Annotated in this window: 18 protein-coding genes; 3 read left to right on the plus strand and 15 right to left on the minus strand. The window is 35.7% G+C overall.

Features of this window, described 5'->3' with window-relative positions; translation table 11 throughout:
* Window positions 1-83: 83 nt before the first annotated feature.
* The 4 genes from ABE34_RS06165 to ABE34_RS06180 all read right to left on the minus strand — a co-directional run bounded on the left by ABE34_RS06165 (window position 84) and on the right by ABE34_RS06180 (window position 7,480).
* Complete coding sequence (locus ABE34_RS06165; RefSeq protein WP_197141148.1) at window positions 84-2,906, minus strand: 2-oxoglutarate dehydrogenase E1 component; 2,823 nt, start codon at window positions 2,904-2,906, stop codon at window positions 84-86.
* 232 nt (window positions 2,907-3,138) lie between these two features.
* Entirely contained in the window at window positions 3,139-4,524 is a 1,386-nt protein-coding gene (locus tag ABE34_RS06170) for a HAMP domain-containing histidine kinase (RefSeq protein WP_197141149.1), read from the minus strand.
* Window positions 4,521-5,195 carry a response regulator transcription factor gene (locus ABE34_RS06175; RefSeq protein WP_197141150.1) on the minus strand — a complete coding sequence of 225 codons (675 nt, stop codon included), beginning with the start codon at window positions 5,193-5,195 and terminating at the stop codon, window positions 4,521-4,523. The genes ABE34_RS06170 and ABE34_RS06175 overlap by 4 nt, the downstream gene beginning before the upstream one ends.
* Window positions 5,196-5,452: 257 nt before the next feature.
* Window positions 5,453-7,480 carry a diguanylate cyclase domain-containing protein gene (locus ABE34_RS06180; protein WP_197141151.1) on the minus strand — a complete coding sequence of 676 codons (2,028 nt, stop codon included), beginning with the start codon at window positions 7,478-7,480 and terminating at the stop codon, window positions 5,453-5,455.
* A 542-nt stretch (window positions 7,481-8,022) separates the two neighbouring features.
* Here ABE34_RS06180 and ABE34_RS06185 point away from each other — a divergent pair.
* A complete protein-coding gene (locus ABE34_RS06185) occupies window positions 8,023-8,571 on the plus strand; it encodes a GNAT family N-acetyltransferase (RefSeq protein ID WP_197141152.1) in 549 nt (182 codons plus the stop codon).
* 554 nt (window positions 8,572-9,125) lie between these two features.
* Here ABE34_RS06185 and ABE34_RS06190 read toward each other — a convergent pair.
* Window positions 9,126-10,376, minus strand: a complete 1,251-nt coding sequence (locus ABE34_RS06190) for an MFS transporter (protein WP_197141153.1) — start codon at window positions 10,374-10,376, stop codon at window positions 9,126-9,128.
* Between the two features lie 694 nt (window positions 10,377-11,070).
* On the minus strand, window positions 11,071-12,147 hold the full coding sequence (locus tag ABE34_RS06195; RefSeq protein WP_197141154.1) for an undecaprenyldiphospho-muramoylpentapeptide beta-N-acetylglucosaminyltransferase: 1,077 nt from the start codon (window positions 12,145-12,147) through the stop codon (window positions 11,071-11,073).
* Window positions 12,148-12,586: 439 nt separating this feature from the next.
* Between ABE34_RS06195 and ABE34_RS06200 the strand changes: the two genes are divergently transcribed.
* Entirely contained in the window at window positions 12,587-13,957 is a 1,371-nt protein-coding gene (locus ABE34_RS06200; protein WP_197141156.1) for an MATE family efflux transporter, read from the plus strand.
* Window positions 13,958-14,157: 200 nt separating this feature from the next.
* On the opposite strand, the gene ABE34_RS06205 is transcribed toward ABE34_RS06200, so the two are convergent.
* The 4 genes from ABE34_RS06205 to ABE34_RS06220 form a co-directional block, all read right to left on the minus strand.
* Window positions 14,158-14,847 (minus strand): CAP domain-containing protein, encoded by a 690-nt coding sequence (locus ABE34_RS06205; protein WP_197141158.1) that lies wholly within the window; start codon window positions 14,845-14,847, stop codon window positions 14,158-14,160.
* Between the two features lie 348 nt (window positions 14,848-15,195).
* Window positions 15,196-16,098, minus strand: a complete 903-nt coding sequence (locus ABE34_RS06210; RefSeq protein WP_197141269.1) for a GTP-binding protein — start codon at window positions 16,096-16,098, stop codon at window positions 15,196-15,198.
* 82 nt (window positions 16,099-16,180) lie between these two features.
* Complete coding sequence (locus ABE34_RS06215; RefSeq protein WP_197141160.1) at window positions 16,181-17,683, minus strand: S41 family peptidase; 1,503 nt, start codon at window positions 17,681-17,683, stop codon at window positions 16,181-16,183.
* A 347-nt stretch (window positions 17,684-18,030) separates the two neighbouring features.
* Window positions 18,031-18,792 (minus strand): GNAT family N-acetyltransferase, encoded by a 762-nt coding sequence (locus tag ABE34_RS06220; RefSeq protein WP_197141162.1) that lies wholly within the window; start codon window positions 18,790-18,792, stop codon window positions 18,031-18,033.
* A 209-nt stretch (window positions 18,793-19,001) separates the two neighbouring features.
* Here ABE34_RS06220 and ABE34_RS06225 point away from each other — a divergent pair, with 209 nt between their 5' ends.
* The gene (locus tag ABE34_RS06225; RefSeq protein ID WP_241746999.1) at window positions 19,002-19,322 is read left to right on the plus strand and encodes a translation initiation factor 2; all 321 of its coding nucleotides are present in this window, start codon (window positions 19,002-19,004) and stop codon (window positions 19,320-19,322) included.
* Here ABE34_RS06225 and ABE34_RS06230 read toward each other — a convergent pair.
* The 5 genes from ABE34_RS06230 to vanS all read right to left on the minus strand — a co-directional run bounded on the left by ABE34_RS06230 (window position 19,284) and on the right by vanS (window position 23,836).
* Window positions 19,284-20,024 carry a polysaccharide deacetylase family protein gene (locus ABE34_RS06230; RefSeq protein ID WP_197141164.1) on the minus strand — a complete coding sequence of 247 codons (741 nt, stop codon included), beginning with the start codon at window positions 20,022-20,024 and terminating at the stop codon, window positions 19,284-19,286. The genes ABE34_RS06225 and ABE34_RS06230 overlap by 39 nt on opposite strands.
* A gap of 385 nt (window positions 20,025-20,409) precedes the next feature.
* The gene (locus tag ABE34_RS06235) at window positions 20,410-20,877 is read right to left on the minus strand and encodes a DinB family protein (RefSeq protein WP_197141166.1); all 468 of its coding nucleotides are present in this window, start codon (window positions 20,875-20,877) and stop codon (window positions 20,410-20,412) included.
* An 11-nt stretch (window positions 20,878-20,888) separates the two neighbouring features.
* Window positions 20,889-21,362 (minus strand): hydroxymyristoyl-ACP dehydratase, encoded by a 474-nt coding sequence (locus ABE34_RS06240; protein ID WP_240518308.1) that lies wholly within the window; start codon window positions 21,360-21,362, stop codon window positions 20,889-20,891.
* Window positions 21,363-21,736: 374 nt separating this feature from the next.
* A complete protein-coding gene (locus ABE34_RS06245) occupies window positions 21,737-22,657 on the minus strand; it encodes a D-alanyl-D-alanine carboxypeptidase family protein (RefSeq protein ID WP_197141168.1) in 921 nt (306 codons plus the stop codon).
* 87 nt (window positions 22,658-22,744) lie between these two features.
* A complete protein-coding gene (gene vanS / locus ABE34_RS06250; RefSeq protein ID WP_197141270.1) occupies window positions 22,745-23,836 on the minus strand; it encodes a vancomycin resistance histidine kinase VanS in 1,092 nt (363 codons plus the stop codon).
* Window positions 23,837-23,861: the final 25 nt, after the last annotated feature.

Here is a 23,861-nt window from a genome sequence, read left to right on the forward strand (position 1 = left end):
CCTTTAATTAACGTGCATTGGTGCACATCAATGGGCTACTGCCTAAGCAAGTAGCCCGGCTCTCAAAAATATTTTATATGTGATTATTTAACCTTTACAGGCTCAGCAACTGCTTCTTCTACAAGTGCGGCTTGAGCTGCTTTATGAGAATCTGCATCACCTTCAGAAGTTGAACTCATTGCAGGACGGCCTACATAACGTAGCTTTTTACCTTCTGAAAGGTCATGTAATGTTTCTAATGCATAATTCCAAGAACCTTGGTTTTTAGGCTCTTCTTGTACCCAAACGATTTCTTTTACATTAGGATACTTAGCAATAATACCAGCAACTTGCTCTTTTGGGAATGGGTAAAGTTGTTCTACACGAGTAATGTGTAGGTGATCGAATCCTTCACCGTCTTTAATACGGTCTGCGATGTCGATCATGACTTTACCTGAACCTAAAACAATGCGCTCTACAGCTTCTGGTTTTGAACCTAGGCCTGGTTGTTCAATTACTTCTTGGAATGAACCATTTGCTAATTGATCAGCATTTGCTGCAGCTAATGGGTGACGAAGTAAGTACTTAGGTGATACAACCACAAGTGGACGAACGCCTTCAGTACCTAATAATGCTGCTTGACGACGTAATAAGTGGTAGTAGTTACCTGCGTTTGAGCAGTTTGCTACGAACCAGTTATTTTCAGCTGACATTTGTAAGTAACGTTCCATACGGCTTGAAGAGTGTTCTGGACCTTGACCTTCATAACCATGTGGTAAAAGAATTACTAAACCAGATTTTTGGCCCCATTTAGCACGTGCACCTGAAATAAAGTTATCGAACATAACTTGTGCCATGTTAGCAAAGTCACCAAATTGAGCTTCCCATACAGATAATACATGGTCATTTTCTAAATTGTAACCATATTCAAAGCCCACTACCCCAGCTTCTGTAAGTGGAGAGTTGTGTACTGTAAATGATGCATTTGCACCTGAAATATGGTGAAGTGGCGTGAATAAATTACCATTGTTTTTGTCATGTAACACTAAGTGACGTTGAGAGAACGTACCACGTTGTGCATCTTGACCTGTAAAACGTACTGGTGTGCCATCTTGAATAATTGTTGCATAAGCTAAAGTTTCTGCATGACCCCAGTCGATTTTTGCAGAAGCAAATGCATCACGGCGTTTTTCTAAAATTTTGCCAAGTTTTTTCTGTGGTTCAAAGTTTTCTTCAAACACTAAAAGCTCTTCATTAATTTTCCCTAGACGTTCCGCACCAACTGCTGTATCAATTTGTGGGAATTCTACTTTTAATTCTTCTGGCATTTCTAAATGTTTGTGTTCATCTTTATCTGCCATTTCTTTTACATGATCATAAGCCGCTTGCATTTCTGCATAAATAGCTTTATCTAATGCAGCTACTTCTTCAGCTGAAACTACACCTTCAGCTACTAATTGAGCACCGTATAAAGCACGAACTGGTTCATGTTTAGAAACTAATTTATACGTTTCAGGGTTTGTTACAGTAGGATCATCCGTTTCATTGTGACCATGACGGCGGTAACCAATAAGGTCAACGATAATATCTTTACCGAATTTTTGACGGTAGTTAGCTGCGAAACGACCAACTAAAGCTACAGATTCAGGGCTATCTGCATTTACATGCACAACTGGTACTTCGTAACCTTTTGCAGGGTCAGAAGAGTAAACAGATGAACGAGAGTCATGTAATTCAGTTGTAAATCCAATCATGTTATTAGCAATGATGTGGATTGTACCACCAGTAGTGAACCCTTCAGTTTTTGCAAAGTTTAATACTTCTGTTACGATCCCTTGACCTGGGAACGCAGCATCACCATGCACAAGAATACCTAATCCTTTTGTGCGGTTATGAACCGCTTGACCTGGTTTAGAAGTATCATCTTGAGATGCACGAGCAGTACCTAAAACAACCGGATTTCCTACTTCTAAGTGAGAAGGGTTGTAAGCAAGTTTAACATTCATACCAGATTCACGGTTGTAAGAAGCACCCATGTGGTATTTTACATCGCCAGTCCAGCCTTTAGTAATTTCAAGGCGACCGTCTTTTGGCATAAATAATTCATTAGAAACATGTGCGAAATCAGAGAACATCATGTCGTATGGTTTATTTAAAATGTGTGTTAACACATTTAAACGACCACGGTGGGCCATACCAATACGTACATTTTCAACGCTATTTGATTCAGCTGTTTTCATTATTTCATCGAATAAGACGATTTGAGTATCTAAACCTTCACCAGAGAAACGCTTTTGACCTACAAAAGTTTTATGAATAAACTTCTCGAAGTTTTCAACACGAGTTAAACGGTCTAATAAAGCTTTTTTCTCATTAGAAGTTAATGCTTGTTTAAATGAACCTGATTCAATTTGTGCTTGTATCCAATCACGTTCTTCTGTTGCTACTACGTGGTTATATTCAAATGCTACTTTATCTGTGTAAACAGATTTTAAGTAATCGATTGCATCTTTACCATTTTTCACGTTTGCTGGCACATCTTTGAAGAAGACAGCTGCAGGAATTTCAGCTAAATCTGCAGCGCTTAAGTTGAACGCGCTTTCTTCAATTTGAGCTGTTTGTAGTTCACGGTTTTTCAAAGGATAAATATCTGCCGCTAAATGACCGTTTGTACGGATTGCATCTGCTAATTTCACAGCTGCTAACACTTTCTTGTAATCGCCAGCAGGAGCTGCTGCATTACTAGCTACAGCTACTTCACCTTCTACTACTACTGGTGCACCAAATTGTTGGAATAATAATACTAACTCCGGTTCTACTTCTTCAGGAGACTGTAAGAATAAGTCGTATTGCTCCATCACATATCCTAGGTTAGGACCAGAGAAAGCTGACCATGGAGAACTTACAGTTGTAACGTTGTTCGACATGAAAAATGACCTCCAAATTTTGCCTTTCGGCAGTTCCATTAATTAAATTACAATTAATTATATAATATTTCTCCGCTCTTTAAAAGGATGTTTAACACAACATACCCATAATTTAAAGAACGTTTTTTCCATCTCAATCTTACTACTCTTCACAAAAAATACAACTCTTTTTAGCAAATTAAGCAAATTTATTCTCAAAGGATAGAATAATTAAATAAAGCATGTATTTTCCTCAATATTTTAGCGGAAATTTCACGAAGAAAACGGTTCCAACATTCTTTTCACTCTTGACTTCTACAGAGCTATTGTATTTTTCAAGTAACATTCTTGTAATACTAAGCCCTAAGCCTGTTCCGCCGATTTGACGATTTCTTGCCTCATCAACTCGATAAAAGCGATCAAAAATAAATGGAATATCTTCCTCTGCTATTCCAATTCCATTATCCTCTATCCTAACTAATACATCTTTCCCGGAAACAGCTAGTGAAATTTGAATTTCAGGAATTATCTCACAATAACGAATTGCATTTTCTATTATATTACGAACAATTTGGCTAAGTGCATTTTCTGTAATAAATATTCGCCCTATTTCTTCATCTTTCGACAGCGTTATTCGAGCTTCTGGGTGAATGAGCCTTGTCTCCTCTATAACAGCTTCTATTACAGCTACTGCATCAGCCTCACTATCGATGTCTTTTTCTTCACGACGAGCAAGTTCTAGTAATTCTTCGATCATTTTACGCATTCGTGCAATTTCCGTTAATGAAGTATCAATAGATTCCTCTAAAATTTCTGGATCATCCTTGCCCCATCTTTTCAAAAGAGAGAGATGCCCTTCAATTGCTTGAATAGGCGTTCTTAACTCGTGAGAGGCATCCGCAACAAATTGTTGCTGCTGTGCAAATGAAATTTGTAATTCATTCATCATCGCATTGTACATTTTCAATAAATCACCTATCTCATCATGAGAGGTGTAAGTTAATTGTATCGGTTCATTAAATCCTTTATCCATAACTGTTTTCATGGATGAACGTAACGAACGTAGTGGTTTCATTAAATAATTGGCAAGATAATAACCAATAGATGCTGATAACAATAATGCTCCTAAGCCTGCTATTAGCATTGTCGTCAATAAATAGTGCATCAACGACTGGAATTTTGATAAAGGATGAATCACCTGGATATATCCATGAAAGAAACCGAGCTGAATACGTTGATTTATGACATAGACATTCTTTTTATCAATCGTCATTTCAACAATTTCACCTAAAGAGGTAAGAGGTGCAACCTGTGAATTTTCATAAATACTTAAAATCTTTTCGCCATCTGAATTAAATAATTTAACTGTTTGATCACGATCCTTAATAGAATCTAAAAGACCTTTATTTTGCTGTATTTCCTGAACCGTAAGACCAGGTCCTTGTGATTCTAAAAAATACACCAAATCATCGCTTGTCCGTTTGATTTTACTTTCCTCGTCATTTGATAGCCATGTATGAAGTGAAATATATACGACAATACATATAATAGTATAGCTAAAAAATATAACAGCACTAGAAGTTAGCATCCATTTTCTTTGCAATGACTGATTGACTAAATAATCTCTCCATTTTTTCATTCGCGCATCACATATCCAACCCCACGAACGGTTTCAATATAAGCATTCGTATCACCCGGTAGTTTTGTTCGCAAATGCCGAATATATACATCTACGACATTTGTCTCTATATCCGTATCATACCCCCAAACAGAGGTTAAAATTAGCTCCCGTGTACAAACTTTGTTTTTATGTTCTATTAATAGTTTTAGTAGATCATATTCTGTTTTCGTTAAATCAAGCTTATTTCCTTGTACAAAAACTTCATAGGCCGCGATATCCATTTCGATATCTCGAAAATGTAATGATTCCCCCATTTTTTCATCCGGTGTCACCCGACGTAAAATAGTACGAATTCTAGCTAATAGTTCTTCAATAGCGAATGGTTTTACTATGTAGTCATCTGCACCAGCATCCAAGCCAGCTACACGGTCCATCACTGCATCTCGTGCCGTTAGCAATATAATAGGTACCTGTGACTGCGAACGTATCCGACGACAAATTTCAATTCCATTGATTCCTGGAAGCATCACATCTAATAACAGCACATCAAAATTATCAGATCCAGCTAGCGCAAGTCCTTCACGTCCATCAAAAGCTACAATTACATCATAACCTTCATGCTTTAATTCTAGCTCCACAAAACGAGCGATGTGCTTCTCATCTTCCACCAAAAGTATTTTCTTAGGCATTTCTTCACCTTCTATTTCAAATTAACGATAAGGTTTTTTCCTTAATCCGGTTATAGCATACCATCAAACAAAAAGTCTGTACCACAAGCAACTACTTGTAATACAGACTTTTTTTATTTCTAAAAGAATTTAAAGCCTTCGCGATGTCACGAAGGCTGAAAGGAGTTCTTTTGCGCAAGCACAAAACAGATTCCGGATGCATTGTTTATCTGTGCGTAAGCGAAGCGACATCAACAATTATGCCGAGGCATAATTGATTAAATGTCAGTAATATAATGATTATTTTTTCCGATTTCCTTCGCTTTATATAAAGCTTGATCTGCTAATTCTAGCAATCCATTTAATGTTTGACCGTGATCCGGATAATAAGCGATACCAATGGATGCTGTTGGAGCAAAGTGATGTTTTTCAATCGTCCAACCTTTTTTTAGTTCATTACGGATGCGATTAATAATATCCATCATTTGAGTATGCCTCGTCTTATCATCTCGAGTTAAGCCTGTTAAGACGACAATGAATTCATCGCCACCCATTCGAACCACTAAATCGTGGTTACGTACCGCAGTAATTAATACTTGACCAAACATTCGGATAAAATCATCCCCCGTGTCATGGCCATGCTGATCATTTACAGTCTTAAAGTCATCCCCATCGATATAGAGCATAGCTAAACACTCATTATGTTCTTTCGCTTCTGCCAATATTTTCGGGAACTCCTTGTTTAAAAAACGGCGATTTGGTAATTGTGTTAATGTATCATGATAAGCTAAATATAATAGATCATTCTCTCGTTCCTTACGATGAGTAATCTCACGAGATACCATCATAATTTGTGAAACTTTTTCGCGCTTTGGATCATGAACAACTGTAACGTTTCCTTCAGTCCAAACAGGCGTACCGTCCTTCGCCTTTAGTAGAAGTTCAAATTGTGTTTCCGTTTGACCCGAAAAATTATTTAGAAACGTTTGCCAAGCCTTCTTACTTTGTTCATCGACAATATTATTGTAAAACTGACCTTGTAATTCTGCATTTTCGTAGCCTAAATACATCTCATAAGAGGGCGAGGCATAAATAATGATGCCATCTTCGTTTGTTATGACAATTAAATCATTTGTATTTTCTGTAATTAGACGGAATGTGCGTTCAATATTTTTCAATTCCGTTAACATTCTTTTCTTGTCCGTAATATCATAGTTAATGGATAAATATTGTGCTGTCTCGCCAAATTCATTTTTCAATGGAACTATAGTCGTCTCTACCCAAAAATCAGCATGGAATTTTGTACGATAGCATAGCTCCCCTCGCCAAATACTCCCCGATTCAAGTGTTTTCCTAATTAATTGTATTAACTCTTCTGTATTTTTACGAGGCTCGATTAATTCTAAAGAAGATTGACCGATTAATTCTCCTGCAATGAAGCCTGTTGCATTTAAAAACAAATCATTCACTTCTAAAATTTTTGCATTTCTATCTAGAACAGCAATGGAAGCTGCAGAATTGAGAGCAACCTTTAACATCTCAAAGCCATGTGATTTTGAGCGTAACTCTGCCTTTTGTTCGGTGAATTTTGTGAAATCCTGCATGATAAGAAAAATAGCAAAAGAGTTATCCCCCTGCATAACTGGGGATAGTGAAACTAAATACTTGCGCTCTTTTTTATCCAGTGTATGAAGCTTAATGAGTTTTTCGCCAATATTTTCGCCCATAGCTGCTTTTTGTAAATAGTTCTGTATATTTTCTACCTCATCTTTAGGAACAATTGGTAGATCAATGAATAAATGCTGTTTAACTGTTTCAGTATCTAATTCAAAGTCTTCTGTAAACCTGGAATTCACTTCATTAATAGTCCCTTCAGCTGATAAGATGACTGTGGAAAAGAAGGCATGATCAAACATTGAACGCAGAAACAAAAACTTATCTTCGATGCTACGATCATAGATAATCTCTTTAGTTATAGCTAAAATATAGTCTTCATTATTATGTTTAAGCGGACGAACAGATGTCTCGTATTTACGAACCTCTGATTTATAATAGGCATAATCCACATAATCAACTTGACTATGCATTGTAATCGCTCGATTGTAATTTTCTTTAATTATAGTGAATTTACGACTTTGGGTAAGGGAAGAAAGCATTTTCCCAATCGCATCTTGTGGAAACAAAGCTCTAGCTGCTTGATTTAAGCGAATATATTGATAATCGTCTCCCACTTTTTTCATTAAAAAGACAAAATCTTTGCCAATAAATAATTCATTAAATAAGACTTCGCTTAAAAGATATTTCATGCTGCCACCCCATAAGTCTTTAATAGTAATATAGAATTTTCATATAGTTTTTGTTCATACAAAAAAATCAATACTACTATTATAACATAATTTAAAAGAACTACCCTTCTCGAATTGGAAAATTTATATCCTTTTTAGGATAATTTTTGATATTTTACCTCTTTTGAAGAAATAAAATAATCCTAAAGAAACACTGTTTTATATAAAAATTGATATTATAGACTTAATACTCTAGAAAATTATACATTAACAGTTTTTAACTATCTACCCGATTACCCATTTTTCAGAATTTTCCGACTAAGAAACTTATTTTTCGTTTTAGCGAGAAAAATGATTGCATAAAGCAGTGTGATTGTTATATTATATTAAAAAAACTAGCCTTTTTTCGGTATGGTCGAAAAATCAGTAAGACAGCGGGAGATTATGGTTATCATAGTTTGAACGTCTAGTTCTTTGGGTTTTAATTCCAGTACGAATTTTAGTTTTCTTCTTTATGCTTTAAAGGAATTGTTTTAACTACCCTAGTAAAGGAGGCGTTTCGTATGCTTAAACATCGAGACCTACATGAATGTACAGAGCTTTATGAGCTATTATCACACCCTTCTGTATTCCCTTTTGTCCGTCAAAAAGCCACATCCGCTGATGAATATTGGTTTATGACAAAACAACTGATTGAAGAAGAAGCGAAGGGACTCGCTATTTCAAGGACAATTACTGATGATTGGGGTCAACCAATCGGCACCATTAGCATTCATGATGTGGAGGATGGTGCAGGCTTTTTAGGAACGTGGATTGGACTCCCTTATCAAGGTTTAGGTTATAACCAAAAAGCAAAAATGCTTTTTTTGAATGAACTATTTTTTGATTATAATTTCCATACGGTTTTTCTCCGTATTCGTGTTGAAAATATAAAATCGCAACGCGCTGCCTTAAAGCTACCTTATGTTATGAGTGCAAATGAAAGTCACCCAACATTATTAGCACAAGTTAATAGAGGCGAGGCGCAATTTAATTTATATAAAATTCCAAAAGACTTGTTCTACCTTACAACTGCCAATCAAGTGGCAGAAGGCGAAGAACAAGCGATGTAATTTCATAAAGCGAAACGGGGTTAACTTCAGCCCCCGCTGATTATCTGTCTTTACTTTCGCTAAAGATTAATTACTGCCCGTTCATCCCGGATAAAAAATAAGCTATGTGCTCCGTCTTCATGACAGACACATAGCTTTTATTTTCGAGAAATATACAGGTGAATTCTAAGCAACCTAATCCGTTGAAATCCTTTTATATCAACGTTTCGGGGTTAGCTAAAGACTATTTGGTATAGCAGTATGACCAACGTGTTGTATATCTGTGCCCGGAATAAGTATTTGGATGAAGGTCTCTTTGAGAAGTGAAAGTTTTCTCTACATCATGTTCAAACCTTTTTGATTATAAAAGCTTACTCGTTCCATCTAATCTCCCCCTTTTCCTCATTATATAAATGCATGGATAGCAAGCTCTTATTTTAGAAAGTTCCTCTGATTTTTGATAACGTTATTAGAACTCATTTACAATAAGTATATAGTTTTGCTCAAAACACTATAGAAAAAGGAACGTGTTTGGGGTCTTTAAATACATACAATCCTTACCTTTATTAAATCCATCATTCATTGGATGCAGCATAAATTGGACTGATTTTATCCATTGCTACTCCTTGTTTTTTATATTTATAAATAAACAAGCCATTGACTAATAAAACCAATGATCCAAATGCCAAGGCTGCCATAGAGTTCCATTCAGAAATCAAACCAGATAGTATAGTCGCTAACATTGCTACAATTCCACCTAAAACGTATATGGAACTTCGAACCCTGGCGATCAAATGGTCTGGAGTAATGCCCTGTTGAACAGTTATCTGAACAACAAATGCCATAGAAAGTGCCCCATCAAAGATCATCATTCCGAAACACATGACGATAAATGAATTTGATATCAATAATAAGATTCCAAATGAAGATATGATCATTAAAGTACTGAGAAAGTATAACCAGTTTGCATTTTTAAATTTGTTCATTATAAGTACCCCAACGACATTGCCTATACCAGCACAAGATAACAGTATTCCAATATTCTCTTCTGAAAAATGGAGAGTATATTTAGAATGAATGATAACACTAAGCACAATAAAACTGGTTGAAAATCCGAGTACCAAAGCCGAAATCGTCGATACAATTTGAGCTCCATTAGCATAGAGGTACTTTACACCTTCTTGGGAATCCCGAATGAAATTCTTCAGTTTCTGTTTTCCCTTCATAGGCTTATCATCCATTTCCTCACTTATATTTCGGTATTTTATTATTGAAATAAATAACAGTGAAATAAGTAATAAACTACCACAAATAGTTAAGGTAATGTTCGTGCCATATTTCGCAAGTATAATTCCACCTAAGGCTGGACCAATTAAGGTTACAATCGCATCAGCGGCTTCTAGTGAATTATTAGCACTTAATAAACGTTGCCTCCCAACAATTTTAGGTACCATAGCTGAAAGGGCAATATTTAACATCAATCCCACTAAACCTATGAAAAATAATATTGGCCCAATAACAAAAAGGCTCGTTATATCGATTGTTATTAAATATGCCAATAGAAACAATAATATAGCATATATTAAATTACAGATCGAAGAAATCAAAACAAGGTTCTTTTTCTCAATCCAAGTACCTATTGGAATAGAAAAAAACACGGAACTAATACTCTGAAATAAAAGCACTAATGAAGTCATTAATGGCGATCCAGACAGACCCAATATGATAATAGGTATAATTAGTTCGCGAAAACGTTCACTTAGGATTTTAGATATATTATGAAACCATAACTTCCCAAAATCAGCATTAATCATTAAATTATTCAAGTTGAACACCTCTATAAAATTTAATTTACCACCTTCCTCTTTTTTAAAATCTGAGTAATCAATCTACTATACTCATAGCATATCCTCCTTTCAAAACTTCATATATATATTATTGCATAGAATATTCCTTAGAATCGATAATAGTATATATTTGGATTTATATTCCCCACTCTTTTCAACAAAATGGCCCAATTGTTGAATATCAGTTAATCACTGCCCTTGCACTAAACTGCCCCGTTGAAGAAGCCTACTTAGCACTGATCTTAATATCCTTCAACAATTTCCGTATTTCTTCTAACTTTTGATTAACATTGACAGTTTGTTTGGTGTGGAAAGCTTCTTTTCTGCTCAACACCGCTGAAGATTCAGAAATATCGCTCTTTATACAGTTTGCAATATCATTTAATACATTTGCGGTCTCTTCAACACCTCGGTGTATAGATACGGTTAGGACACATAAATATACAAACTACACAAAATTATTATCTGGAATTAATGCAAGAAAAAAAGCACCAGCAAGATGCCGATGCTTTAAATCTGTTAAACGCTTTGTAAGGTTCAAGTTGATTTGAACCAACTTGAACCAAAAAACCTTAACAAACGTTGATATATCAATAAATCGATTAACGTTTTGAGTTTTGTTTCATTTTATTACTGTAATTGTGTTTTAGTGAAAGGCCGTGATAACGAAAAACTATTTTTTATATTGTAAAATCAATTTCGCCATTTCTTCAGGGGTTTTCGGTTTTTGGGTTTTTTCCATCGTTGAAACCATTTCTGCTTTACGCTCTGTTAACACATGAACTGATTTATTAAACGATTCCTTTGTTAACTCTTCCTCTTGTAACACTTCTGCATAGCCTTGTCTTTTAAATAAGTTGGCATTTAATATTTGATCACCACGACTTTTTTGTGCAGATAACGGCACTAGCAACATCGGCTTATGCAGTGCTAAAAATTCAAAAATCGAATTAGAGCCAGCACGCGAGACGATAAAGTCTGCAGCGTGTAATAGATCCGGTAATTCTGTTGTCACATATTCAAACTGTTTGTACCCCGACATCGATTCAAATGATTCATCGTAATTCCCTTTACCGCACAAATGAATGATTTGAAACTGCTTCACAAGCTCTGGTAAATTTTGACGAAGCGCATCATTCAAGACAACTGACCCTAGACTGCCTCCCATCACAAGAAGAACAGGTTTTAATGTGGTAAAGCCACAAAGAGATAACCCTTTCGCTCGATCTCCCTTAAATAACTCTTCGCGAATAATGGAACCTGTGCATGTTGCCTTTTCTTTCGGTAGATGCTGTAATGTTTCCTCAAAAATCGTAAAGATGTGTGATGCAAATGGCAGCGTAATTTTATTGGCTAAGCCAGGTGTAACATCTGATTCATGAATGACCACTGGAACACCAGCAAATTTCGCAGCCATTACAACAGGTACGGAAACAAATCCGCCCTTAGAAAAAATGACTTGTGGTTTCACTTTTTTAATTATACGAAAAGCCTGCATCATTCCAGCAAGCACTTTAAATGGATCCGTAAAATTTTTCATTGAGAAATAACGGCGCAATTTGCCACTTGAAATACCGTAAAACGGAACATTAGGAAACGCCTCGCCTATTAATTCTTTCTCAATGCCTTGGTCTGAGCCAATGTAATGGACATCATAACCTAGTTCTTGTAAAGACGGGAGTATCGCTTGATTTAGCGATACGTGACCAGCTGTCCCTCCACCGGTTAAAATGATTGTTTGTTGATTCACATTAATTCTCCTATTCCATCAATTATGCGCCGGCATAATTGCGTCCGAAATCGGCTTTGTGTTAACAAAGAACTCCTTTCCGATTCCGTGACATCCGCCGGAGGCTTTAACTTCTTTCAGTGGATGCTTGGACACGCACTAAAAAGTAATTAAACTCGTATTCATCTCGTCACCTAAATACGTGGTGACTTTCGTTGAAAGAAGTTAAAAGCCATTGTAGCCATCACTACTTTTGTATACAGTCTTTTATTTTACTATATGCGAACGAAAAGATACAGATGAAGCTTTTAACTTCTTTCAGCTGGAGTTAAATCATTTACTGAAAGATCGGAACTCATCCTGATGCAATTATGCCGAGGCACAATTGATTTTTTCATCTTTACTCCATTTTAGTATGCTATACTAATTTAATTATGATAATAAAGGAAGATTATTCACTATGAATCAAACAACTTCGTTAAAAGAAAAATATGCATTAATCTTAAAAATTATCGTACCTATTTTAGTATCGCAAGTAGCTATTTATCTTATTTCTTTCTTCGATATTTTAATGTCAAGTCGGTACGGTACCACCGATCTAGCTGGAGTGTCAATCGGCTCCTCTATTTGGATGCCTATTTACATAGGGCTATCTGGAATTCTCCTTGCGATCACACCCATTGTCTCACAGCTTGTTGGAGCTAAAAATGAGTTTGCAGCTAAAAGAGCTGTTCAGCAAGGAATCTATGTAGCCATCGTTCTTGCAGCACTTATTTTTATTTTATTAATAGTCGGTATAGATTGGATTCTTGGCAAGATGGATTTAGAACCCTCTGTACATGCTATTGCTAAATCTTATATTCAATCGATGTGCGCTGGACTTATACCACTGTTTTTATTTTTTGTCATGCGCTGTTTTATCGATGCGCTTGGACAAACTCGCGTTACAATGATTATTACATTACTTACAACACCTATTAATATTGCGTTAAATTATATTTTTATTTTCGGCAAATTTGGTGCACCTGAGCTTGGCGGAGTAGGCGCCGGCGTTGCAACAGCAATTACATACTGGCTTGTTTTCTTGATCACTGTTTGGATTATTGCTAAACGTAAGCCTTTTGAACGCTTCCAACTATTTAATGACTGGCCAAAATTAGAATGGCTTCGTTGGAAGGAAATTTTAATCATTGGCGTGCCAATCGGAATATCCTTATTTGCAGAAACGAGTATTTTTTCTGCAGTCACAATGATGATGAGTAGCTTCAGTACAGAAATCATTGCAGCTCATCAAATAGCATTAAATTTCACTAGCTTGTTGTATATGGTACCGCTCAGCATTTCGATGGGCGTAACGATATTAGTAGGATTTGAAATTGGTGCTGGACGTATGCGCGATGCTAGACTCTATAGCTATTTGTGTGTCGGGACCGCGATTTTATTTAGCTTTGTTTCAGCTTGTATCCTTTTTATCCTTCGCGAACCCGTTGCAAATATGTATACAACTGATGGAAAAGTGCTAGAGTACGCCGTTCATTTTTTAATATTCGCAGCCATTTTCCAGCTATCTGATGCTATCCAAGCGCCTGTACAAGGAGCTTTAAGAGGGTACAAAGATGTTACAGTAACCTTTATTATGGCCATCATTTCGTATTGGGTAATCGGCTTGCCTGTCGGTTATGCACTGGCCACACATACAGACTTCGGGCCGTTTGGTTACTGGATTGGACTAGTCGCAGGTCTGACAACAGGCGCGATTACTTTATTAATACGTTTATTACTTGTTCAAAAAAGATTTACAAATACAACCAACACAACAATAGCAAACTAGACATCGCTCTAGTTTGCTTTTTTCTTGTTGAAATAACAAACCTATGAGAGCCACCCATATTCCCCCTCGTTTTGTCAAAGAACCAACCTTTATTTATTTCGGGATCTTAATTTTTCATTTTTGCATTAAAAAATGTCCACTAAGCTTTTTAAAACTTAGTGGACATTCTATTATTCAATGTAGCTATTCAATTTATACGATTATTTTTGGATAAATTGTTGAGTCCAGTAGTTACCTGTTTTCACATAGCCGACACCAATATGCGTAAATTTCTCATTTAAAATATTCGCACGGTGACCTGGTGAATTCATCCAACCTTGTACTACTTCTTGAGGTGAACGTTGACCTTGTGCAATATTTTCACCTGCACTCTTATACGTAATACCTAAAGCTTTCATACGATCAAAAGGTGAACCGAATGTTGGGCTAGTATGTGAAAAATAGTTTTTAGATTGCATATCTTGTGATTTTTCACGAGCAGCTGCCATCAATTTATCATCAGTTTTAAATGGTGCTAAACCAGCTTTTGTACGTTCAGCATTCGTTAATTTTACAACCTCTTGTTCAAAAGCGTTCACATCTGAAGTAGATGTTGATGGTTTTGTTTGAGATGGTGTAGTTGTTGTATTATCTTTTTGAGTAGTTTGTGTATTGTTATTTGTTGTTTGATTATTTTCTGGTACTTGTACTTCTTTTGATGGTGCTTGCGTTTGTGGTTGTTTAACTACCCACTTATGATTTGACCATTGATTTGACCATTTATAAGAATAAACAACTTTATTACAGTCTGTAGTTGTGTTCCCCTCTGTAGTATTTTCTGCAGCGGAAGCCATTTGAATTGGAGCTGCTAATAAAAATGTTGCACAAATTGCAGTTAGTGTTTTTTTCATTTTTGCAATTCCTCCTTCTATGCAAACAATCGTAAAGTACGATTTTAATAAATTTCTTACCAGCATTTTCTAGCAACACCATCCAAGAAATAGATTCGCGTTAAATAGAGGGTTATTGGCTTTAATTTTTAGCAGGTTTCACCATCCTATGAAATACTTACGTTTTAAATAGGGTTGACACTTCTTAAAAATTATTAAGTATTTTCAATATTCAAATAGATTTCCGTACGCATTCACACAAAAAAACTGACAAAATTTCTACTTTGAGAAAGACGAAACGAACAAAACTTTCGTCTGACAAGTAGAATTTGGCAGCTTTAGGATTTCTATTTTAACTAGCTTTAGCGTTTACCCAATACCGATGATGTTTAATCTACTTACATCTTCACCAATGATCACGAGTTTTGCAGGCATTTTTACATACTCTGGAAGCCATTGGACCATTCCATATGCATATTGAAACAGCATAGGATTTTTTACACCTTCAATCGGCACGTATCCTTTCATTCGATACACAGTTTCAGGCAATGTACGTACCCAATCCTCAAATTGTTCTTGTGTAAAGTTAACGTCTTTAAATTCAACTAATCGTGAGCCTAGATGCATCGATGCTAAAGGAGCTTTCACAATATCTTCTTTATCCACCTGTACTGTTGCCTTTAAATCTTCTAATAAACGTAACGGCACGCGTCCGTTTGTAGTTTGCAAAATAAAGGCATGTGGATTAAAGCCTTGTAGCTCATAAACAACTTGTGCTTGCTCAGCTTCTGTTAGTAGATCCGTTTTATTGGCCAGTAATAAATGTGCGTGACGGATTTGTTCCATAAATAAAGAACGCACTTGTGGAGTTAATGTTTCTCGGTTTAACCACAGCTTTGAATCAGCAACTGTGACAATGCCTTTGACATTTAGCTTTTCTGCAAATAACGGTGAGTAAACAGCGTCTAATGCTTCCACAGGATGTGCTGCACCTGTTGTTTCAATGATCAGGACATCAAAGTCACTATCTAATAGAAGAGATTGAATTTGCGCCTCTGTTTTTTCGGCGCCAGAGCAGCAAATACAGCCCTCTAGCATTTCCTTTAACGGAATATCCTTTTCCACAGCCTGTGAGTCAAACGGTAGCTTTCCAAGTTCATTCATAATGACAGCTGGCTTTAAATTTTTTTCCTTAAGTTGTCGAATAACATCTGTTAGCATGGATGTTTTTCCACTACCTAAAAAACCACTAAATAAATATACGTCCTTCACCATTTTTTCCTCCTATTAAAAAAGCTGTCGCAAGAGGCCATTAGAGACGCCTACTGCGACAGCTACTTTGTTAGTTTGTAGTTTACTCAGTTTTTGCTGGTGTACCGGTTAGCAGTTCTTTCGCTTTTAACAATTGAGGATCCTCTGCTTTTATTTTAGCGCGTAACGCATCCATTAAAGCATACGTTGTATCGCCAACTAAAACACCAGTTTCTTCAAAACCATTTGCAGCTTGTAGTTTTTTCACTGCACTTTCTGTATTTTGTTCAAAAATACCGTCTGCATTTCCAGGCTCATACCTTAGAACTTCTAGCATCTCTTGTGCCGCTTTTACAGAGTTAGATTGCACACCCATTTTCATTTCCATTGCCGGATCTAAGTATGGTAATGATGCATAAGGAGGGTATGACACTTTAACATCTGGTGCTATGCCTTTTTCGTTAATCCAGTTACCATTTGGTGTTAACCATTTTCCTGTAGTGAATTTAAGGTTAGAGCCATCTTTTAATGGTGCGACATTTTGCACTGTACCTTTACCAAACGATGTTTCTCCAACAATTTTAGCACCAACAGATTCTTTTAATGCACCTGCTAAAATTTCAGAAGCAGAAGCACTGCCGCTATCGACAAGTACTGTCACTGGAACATCGTATTTTTTACCAGAAACAGCTGTTGTAATTTTCGGCTTCTCGTCTTTTTGTTCCACTTGTACAATCGCTTTACCTTCTGGAACGAATAAATTCGAAATCTCTACTGCTGCATCTAGGTAGCCACCAGGATTTTGACGTAGATCTAATACGATGCCTTTTGCTTTACCTTCGTAATCTGCAAGAATCTTCTCAAATTCTTTTGCAGTATTTTCACTAAATGACGTGATTTGAATATGGGCAATGTCCCCTTCAAGCATTTCACCGTAAACCGTTTCAACCGGAATTTCGTCACGGACAATCGTCATATTAATAGGCTCAGCATTTGTTCCACGTTTCACGGTTAATTTTACAGGCGTTCCCTTTTCGCCGCGAATACGCGCTACCGCTTCAGAAGCACTAAATCCTTGCATGCTTTTTCCATCCACAGTTAAGATAATATCTTGTGGTAATAAGCCCGCTTTTTCAGCAGGTGAGTTTTTAATAGGTGACACAACAGTAATAAAACCGTTACGTTCTTGAATTTCCGCTCCAATTCCTTGGAAACTAGAAGACAGTCCAGATTGAAATTGTTCTGCTTCGTCCTTTACCATAAAATCAGAATACGGATCATCTAATGCGTCGAACATGCCGTTAATTGCGCCGTCGACAACTTTACCATCGTCGATATCTTTGTAATACTTGTTTTTAAGTAAATCATAGGCTTCATATAATTTTGTAAATTCTGCACGCCCACTCGGTACTTTCACTTCAACTACTTTCTTTTCACCGAATGTTAACGCAAAGATCGTTAAGCCTGCAGTAATAAGGATTGTAAAGAACATCAGCATGATAAATTTAAACGGTTTCATTTGTACAAATCGTACTGCTGGTTTTATTTCAGCAGGGGATGTTTGTTCTGGCTGCTGTTCTACACTATCTTTTTTCTGTTCATCCATCTTGATTGTCACCACTCTCATATACACTAACTTGTTGTCACACTATTACCATCTTAACAGGTTATAGAGAAGACGAAAAGAAAAAGACTGTCAAAATTTCATGACAAATCTTGTCCCACAACAATCTTCCTAAAATCCATCATATCTAATCACTTTATTATAAGCTCTTCATTCTATGTAGGTCATACTTGTAGCCTTTGTAAAAGGTTATCTGCTAAGTTGTAGGTATTTAATGGTACTAATTTTCTATTTTACTCATTTCCTCGAAGCAGTCAACTAATATCCTCATAGAATATCAGAAATCACATGTCCATTTATGCATGTTCCTATCATTTGCACTGTTGTTATTACGTAAGTTCTCTTAATTTTTTTATCACCGAATGTATTGTTAACCTATGAAACGTAAGAAGCTGCCCCTTATAAATGACAGAAAAAATACCATATGGGGTTGGCGCCAATTCCATCAACTCTTCTTTACCTTTGAGATCAATTAATTCCACTGGTATATCCAATGTATTTGCACCAGCTATAATATTTTCTGTTGCAATTTCGACATAAGGACATTGAAATGAACGTAAAATCGTCAAATTGTTAAATTTTCTTAATCTCTCCTCCCAATCAGTCGGAAAATAGGGTTGTTCGCCTTCATTGCTCAAAGGGTAGACAAGTAATTCAAAATTATATGGTGCCGTATCAATAAGTTGAAAATCGTTTTTCAAAAAAATTTCTTTACTTGGCGCCCAAGACGTTGTTGAATTCGTAATAACAACAACACCTTTTTTTGCAAGTTTTTTTGCATCTTCTAAACATTTATTAATTAATCGAGCACCGTATCCTTTTCCAACTTCACTTACCCATAAACAATGAATGACTAAATAACCATCAGCATGAACCACTCTAGAAGAATTCTCTGCTTCTGTATATTCAATAAACCCTACTTGTTTTTTATTGGCGATTACTTGCACATATTTCAAGCCTTCTTCAAATCGATTATTCAGCCATTCATTCTTATTTATATAGCCATTTGATTTTTTCTTGCTTCTAAGACAATAGCTCCCAATTCCCTCTAAAAGCTCAGCATTAAATTCCACCAGTTCAACCTTCCCCAATACCAATCCCCCCTAATCACCATGGTAATTATACCCTATAAAGGTGTTTAAAGTACGCATTGGAACATAAAAATCAGGCTAATTTGCATTTTAGCCTGATTTCGACAAAGGGAAGAAATTTAATATGTTTATGTGCCTTACATAGGACTACTCATTGTCGATATTTCATACAAATGATAAATGAGTAACGATTTAAGGAGGGTCTAATAATGGATCGGAATAAAAATACATTTAATAATCAATCTAATGATTCACTCGATATTTTTGCTGCTAAGCTCACCTATATCGGATCATCTATTTCTACATTAGGTGATGGCATTCAGACAATTGCAGCAGGTCTTGCCTTAGAAGCATTATTAAATTCCAAAAATGACAATTCAAATGATCAGGCAAAACAAAATGCAAACATGAAGGAACAAATTGATTATTTAATTTCTGAGTTACAGCAAAAAAATTTTAAAATAACATATTGCTTCAAACATTCTGGATACTTATTTGTTTGTGCTTTTTTTAGTCTGCTCATTGAGTAATTCAGAAACTGTGACAAATCGATATCCCTGATTATCAAGTTCAGCTAATATTTTTTCCATCGCTTTCACAGTTTGATGACGATTGCCGCCTCCATCATGAAAAAGAACGATATTACCTTCTTTAACACCATTTAACACAGTATTCACAATTCTATTCGTTCCTGGACTTCTCCAATCTAATGTATCTAAATGCCATGACCACATAACCACTTTATATCCTTCTTTTGCAATCGCTTCAATCATTGCATCTGAATACTGGCCTTCAACAGGCCGGAACAAAGTGGGTTTAGCTCCAGTGATGTCCTGAATAACGTCATCTGTTTGTTTGATCTCCTTAAGTAAATTCGGGACATTCGTCCGTAAGGGATGCGTAAATGTATGGTTAGCTAGTTCATGGCCTTCCTTATACATTCTTGATATCACCTCAGGATTTTTTTGTGCATTTTGGCCAACAATAAAAAAAGTTGCTTTCGCATTGTATTTTGATAATACATCTAAAATCTCAGATGTGTACTTTCGATGTGGCCCATCATCAAAGGTTAGCGCAACAATTTTTTCGTCCGTTTTGATCTCCCAAACAATTTGTCCTGCTTCTTCATAATACTTTCTTCCTTTGTTTTCATATGTTGCTGCGCCAACTTTTAGATAAAAAAAGGAGACCGTTAACAGACAAATAGGTATTAAAAACCACAATTTTTTCAAATCTTCACTTCCTCAACTAAAAATATTTAGACTTATTATTTGAGGAATGATAAAAAAAATGCTCTTTTTAATTTTTTTGTTGGTGTATATCTGAAGCTAAAACAGATTGAAGTTAGAGGTTGCCCTTCTAGTTTGTTAAATACATTTTTTGACAGCTGATTTGCGACAAAGTGTTAAAAAGCTAATGCTGTCATCAATTATGACCCGGAATTATTGCGCCCCGTTAATTGGCTTTATGCTTAAGCCGTTAGATGTTTTTTACGTGAAAGCGTAGCGCTAACGTAGCGACAGCAACGTGTTTTTGTCTCTGTGAAACCGTATTGGTGTCGCTTCGCTTTCGCACAGAAAAATTGCCACAGGGCTTGGTGTTCTTAGACAGAGTATTCTATTTCAGTCCGCTAATAAATATTTGTTTTTTTATATGATGTTCCATATGTTCTAAGTAGTCTTGGATAAGCCACTGTAAGGTCATGAGTTCATTAAGTTCATTACTTCCAATATCACATTGAAGGATTAGCTTTTCATTGGGGATATTTTTAATAACATTTAGTATTTTTTTATTTAAGCTCACCCATAAATCCAATATTTCATCAATCGGTAACTCTTGATACCCTTGGATTTTTACCCATTCAACTTGATTGTATGCAGTTAGGACAAAGGGTTCCTTTTCGTATTGTATTTTAATGAACCTCTGAAGATTATTGATGGCAGAGTCACATAAATGGCCTAACACCTCTTTTTTCGACCACTTTTGAGGCGCTGGTCGTTGTGAAATCTCTACTTCGGACATTTGCCGGAACTCTATCGGCACTTTATTTATCCAATAATTTAATTGATCAATAATATTTTGCACAATTCCCACCCCTACTTATAAAAGCTTAAATAATAATCAATTAATTTAATGACTTCGTATATTTTTTTATATTCTTTTTCTATTTTATAAGAAATAAACAATACAGCTACATTAAAACTTAATACTGCGAGAGCAACTATTTGGACAAATGAGATTCCAATCATCAACTTTGTATTAATCGCAGAGGCAATGATTGTAATTAACGATAATAGCACACCACATAATGTAATAAAAATCGGCTTTGATCTAATAATTTCATTTGCTTGCAATTTCAAAACATCTAGTAAATATTGAATTTCTTTCAATGTATACTTTTGATCAAAAATCACGAAATATGACATATAAACATCGTTTGCTATATTTTCATTTAAAATATTTTTATGGATTTTTTTCACTAATCGATCACAAAAATCTTTATCTAATGCTTTTTTAGGTATGAATAGTTCCTCTTTATTTTCAAAAACATTTGTGCCGGGATGCTTCAAACCCCTCATCCTCTCATACTGGTTTACCTGATTTAATGACCGTATTATGCATAGAAAACTCGTTTATAGTCCAAATGTAGTCACCTATCAATTATACTTCGCATTATTGCGTCCAGAATCGGCTTTGCGCTTAGGCCTGCAGAAATTTTTTGTGTGAAAGCGAAGCGGCAGCAATAACATGATGTTGGTCACTCAGTCGTTGCCTCAGGGCGTGGCGTTCTTAGACTGAGTTACTCTATTTCAGCGGGTATTAGTCACCTGCTGAAATAAAGTTAAATCTTTCAGATAATACAAGTATATGAAGGAACAGAAAGATTGTATGTTATTTCCGACAAAATTTTATAGTATTCTGATTAACATTTATACAGTCTTAATTAGTTTAGTTGTCGATAGACAGCTAATGCATCTGTAATATTGAACTGCTCTGTTCGTGAGTCACCCTCCGCACCTACAGTTACTAGAATATACTCTTCGCCATTAATTGTCGCTAGACTTGCTAAACATAAGCCAGCTTGCTCTGTATAGCCAGTTTTGCCGCCAATTATTTCACCTCTCATCTTTTCATTAGCATCCAAATTTTTAAACATCCGACTCGACACCGTCATTCCCTCTGGATGAAGATTCGTTGACTTTATTGAGTATTTTTCTGCGGTATAGATATCCCGAAAGGTTTTATTGGTTAAAGCATATTGTAAAAGTATCGAAATATCTTTCACACTCGTATAATGATCGGGATGATGGAGTCCTGTTGTATTCTTAAAATGTGTGTTTTTCATCCCTAGCTGTTTAGCTTTTTCGTTCATTAACTTTACAAATTTTCTCTCCGACCCAGCAATGTAATCGGCTAACCCAATAGAAGCATCTGCCCCAGAAGGTAGCATTGTACCATAAAGTAAATCCTCTGCTGTTACCTCCTCATTAGGAAGAAAACCTGCCATAGTAGCATTTTCTTCATACAAATCCTTAAATATGCTTTTAGGAAGCAAAATCTTTTCCTGTAAATTCGGGATATTTTCAATTGCAACTAGAACCGTCATGATTTTCGTCAAAGAAGCAGGATATATCATTTCATCACTACCTTTGTCCAATAAAATCATTTTAGTGTCTAAGTTCACTAAAATAGCATTTGAGCTATGTAAATTTACATCAAGATTTTCATCACTTTTTTTTGGCATCTCCAGCTGAGGATAATCAACTATTTCTAGCTTTGAATCTTGGAATTCTTTAACAAACATGTACACCAGAAAAATAATCATCAGTAATATTAGGCTATAAAACCTTTTTCTTTTAAACATAAAAACAACTCCTTCTTTTATGCCTCTATTGAAACATAAAAGAAGGAGCTCTTTTTTAATAATCTATTATAGAATTCTTAAGATTTCTTAAGAAAGTGTTGGAAGTATTACAGTGAAAACTGTTTTTTCATCATTACTTGAAGCTGATATCGTTCCTCCATGAGCATGGACTATTTCATTAGCAATTGCAAGCCCAAGCCCCGCCCCACCTGATTGAGTCGATCTGGAAGAATCTAAACGATAAAATTTTTCAAAAATCATCATTAATTTTTCTGGTGGAATTATTTTCCCCTTATTTGTAAATGAAATAAATGTTTGGTCATTTTGATGGTGTGCGCTAATATGAATTATACTGTTGTCATCGCTATATGCTATGGCATTTTTTAAAATATTATTAAATACCCTCGCTAATTTATTAGCATCCGCAAAAACCTTCATTTCTCCCTCGATATTCACAATTGCTTGCTGTCCTTTAGGGGCCAATAAGGGATAAAATTCATCTGCCAATTGCATTAACATGTAATTTATATTAATGGATTCTTTATCTAGAATAATGGACTGTAAGTTAAATCTTGTGATTTCAAAAAATTCATTAATCAACTGCTCTAGCCTATATGATTTTTCTAATGAAATCTTCACATACTTTTCTTTTTGGTCTACAGGCATGTCCTTTGCCTCATCCAACAGACTTAAGTATCCAATCATAGATGTCAGCGGTGTTTTAATATCATGTGCTAAGTAAACTACAAGATCATTTTTGCGCTGCTCAGCCTCCTGTGCATCCTTAGCCCGTTTTTCTAATTTATTTTTAGCATCATTTAATTTTTTCTCCATAAAATCTAACTCAGAAGGAAGACTTATTTCCTGATTTGATTCCTCCGAAAGCATATTAACACCTATGGCAATTTGGTTAAAATACTTCGTAAACCGAGAAAGTGCAAAATAAAAAATTACTAATAGCAAAATAATTAAGCCTATCGCTAACCAAAGAGATTTATTTTGTCGAAATAATATCCCATAGGCTCTCTGTGCCGAAAAATAGTCAAGCTGTAGCACGTTTTCACAAAATCGAATAAACCAATCAGCGAAAGGGGCTTGTAAGACACCATCAATAAATACATAGCTTATGAAATAGCCTACCAACAATGTGATTACTAAAATCAACAAAATTTGAAGCATGATAGTTCTTTTTAGTTTTCCAAAG

This window comes from Lysinibacillus sphaericus, from assembly GCF_015844675.1.
In the GTDB taxonomy this organism is placed as follows: domain Bacteria; phylum Bacillota; class Bacilli; order Bacillales_A; family Planococcaceae; genus Lysinibacillus; species Lysinibacillus sphaericus_E.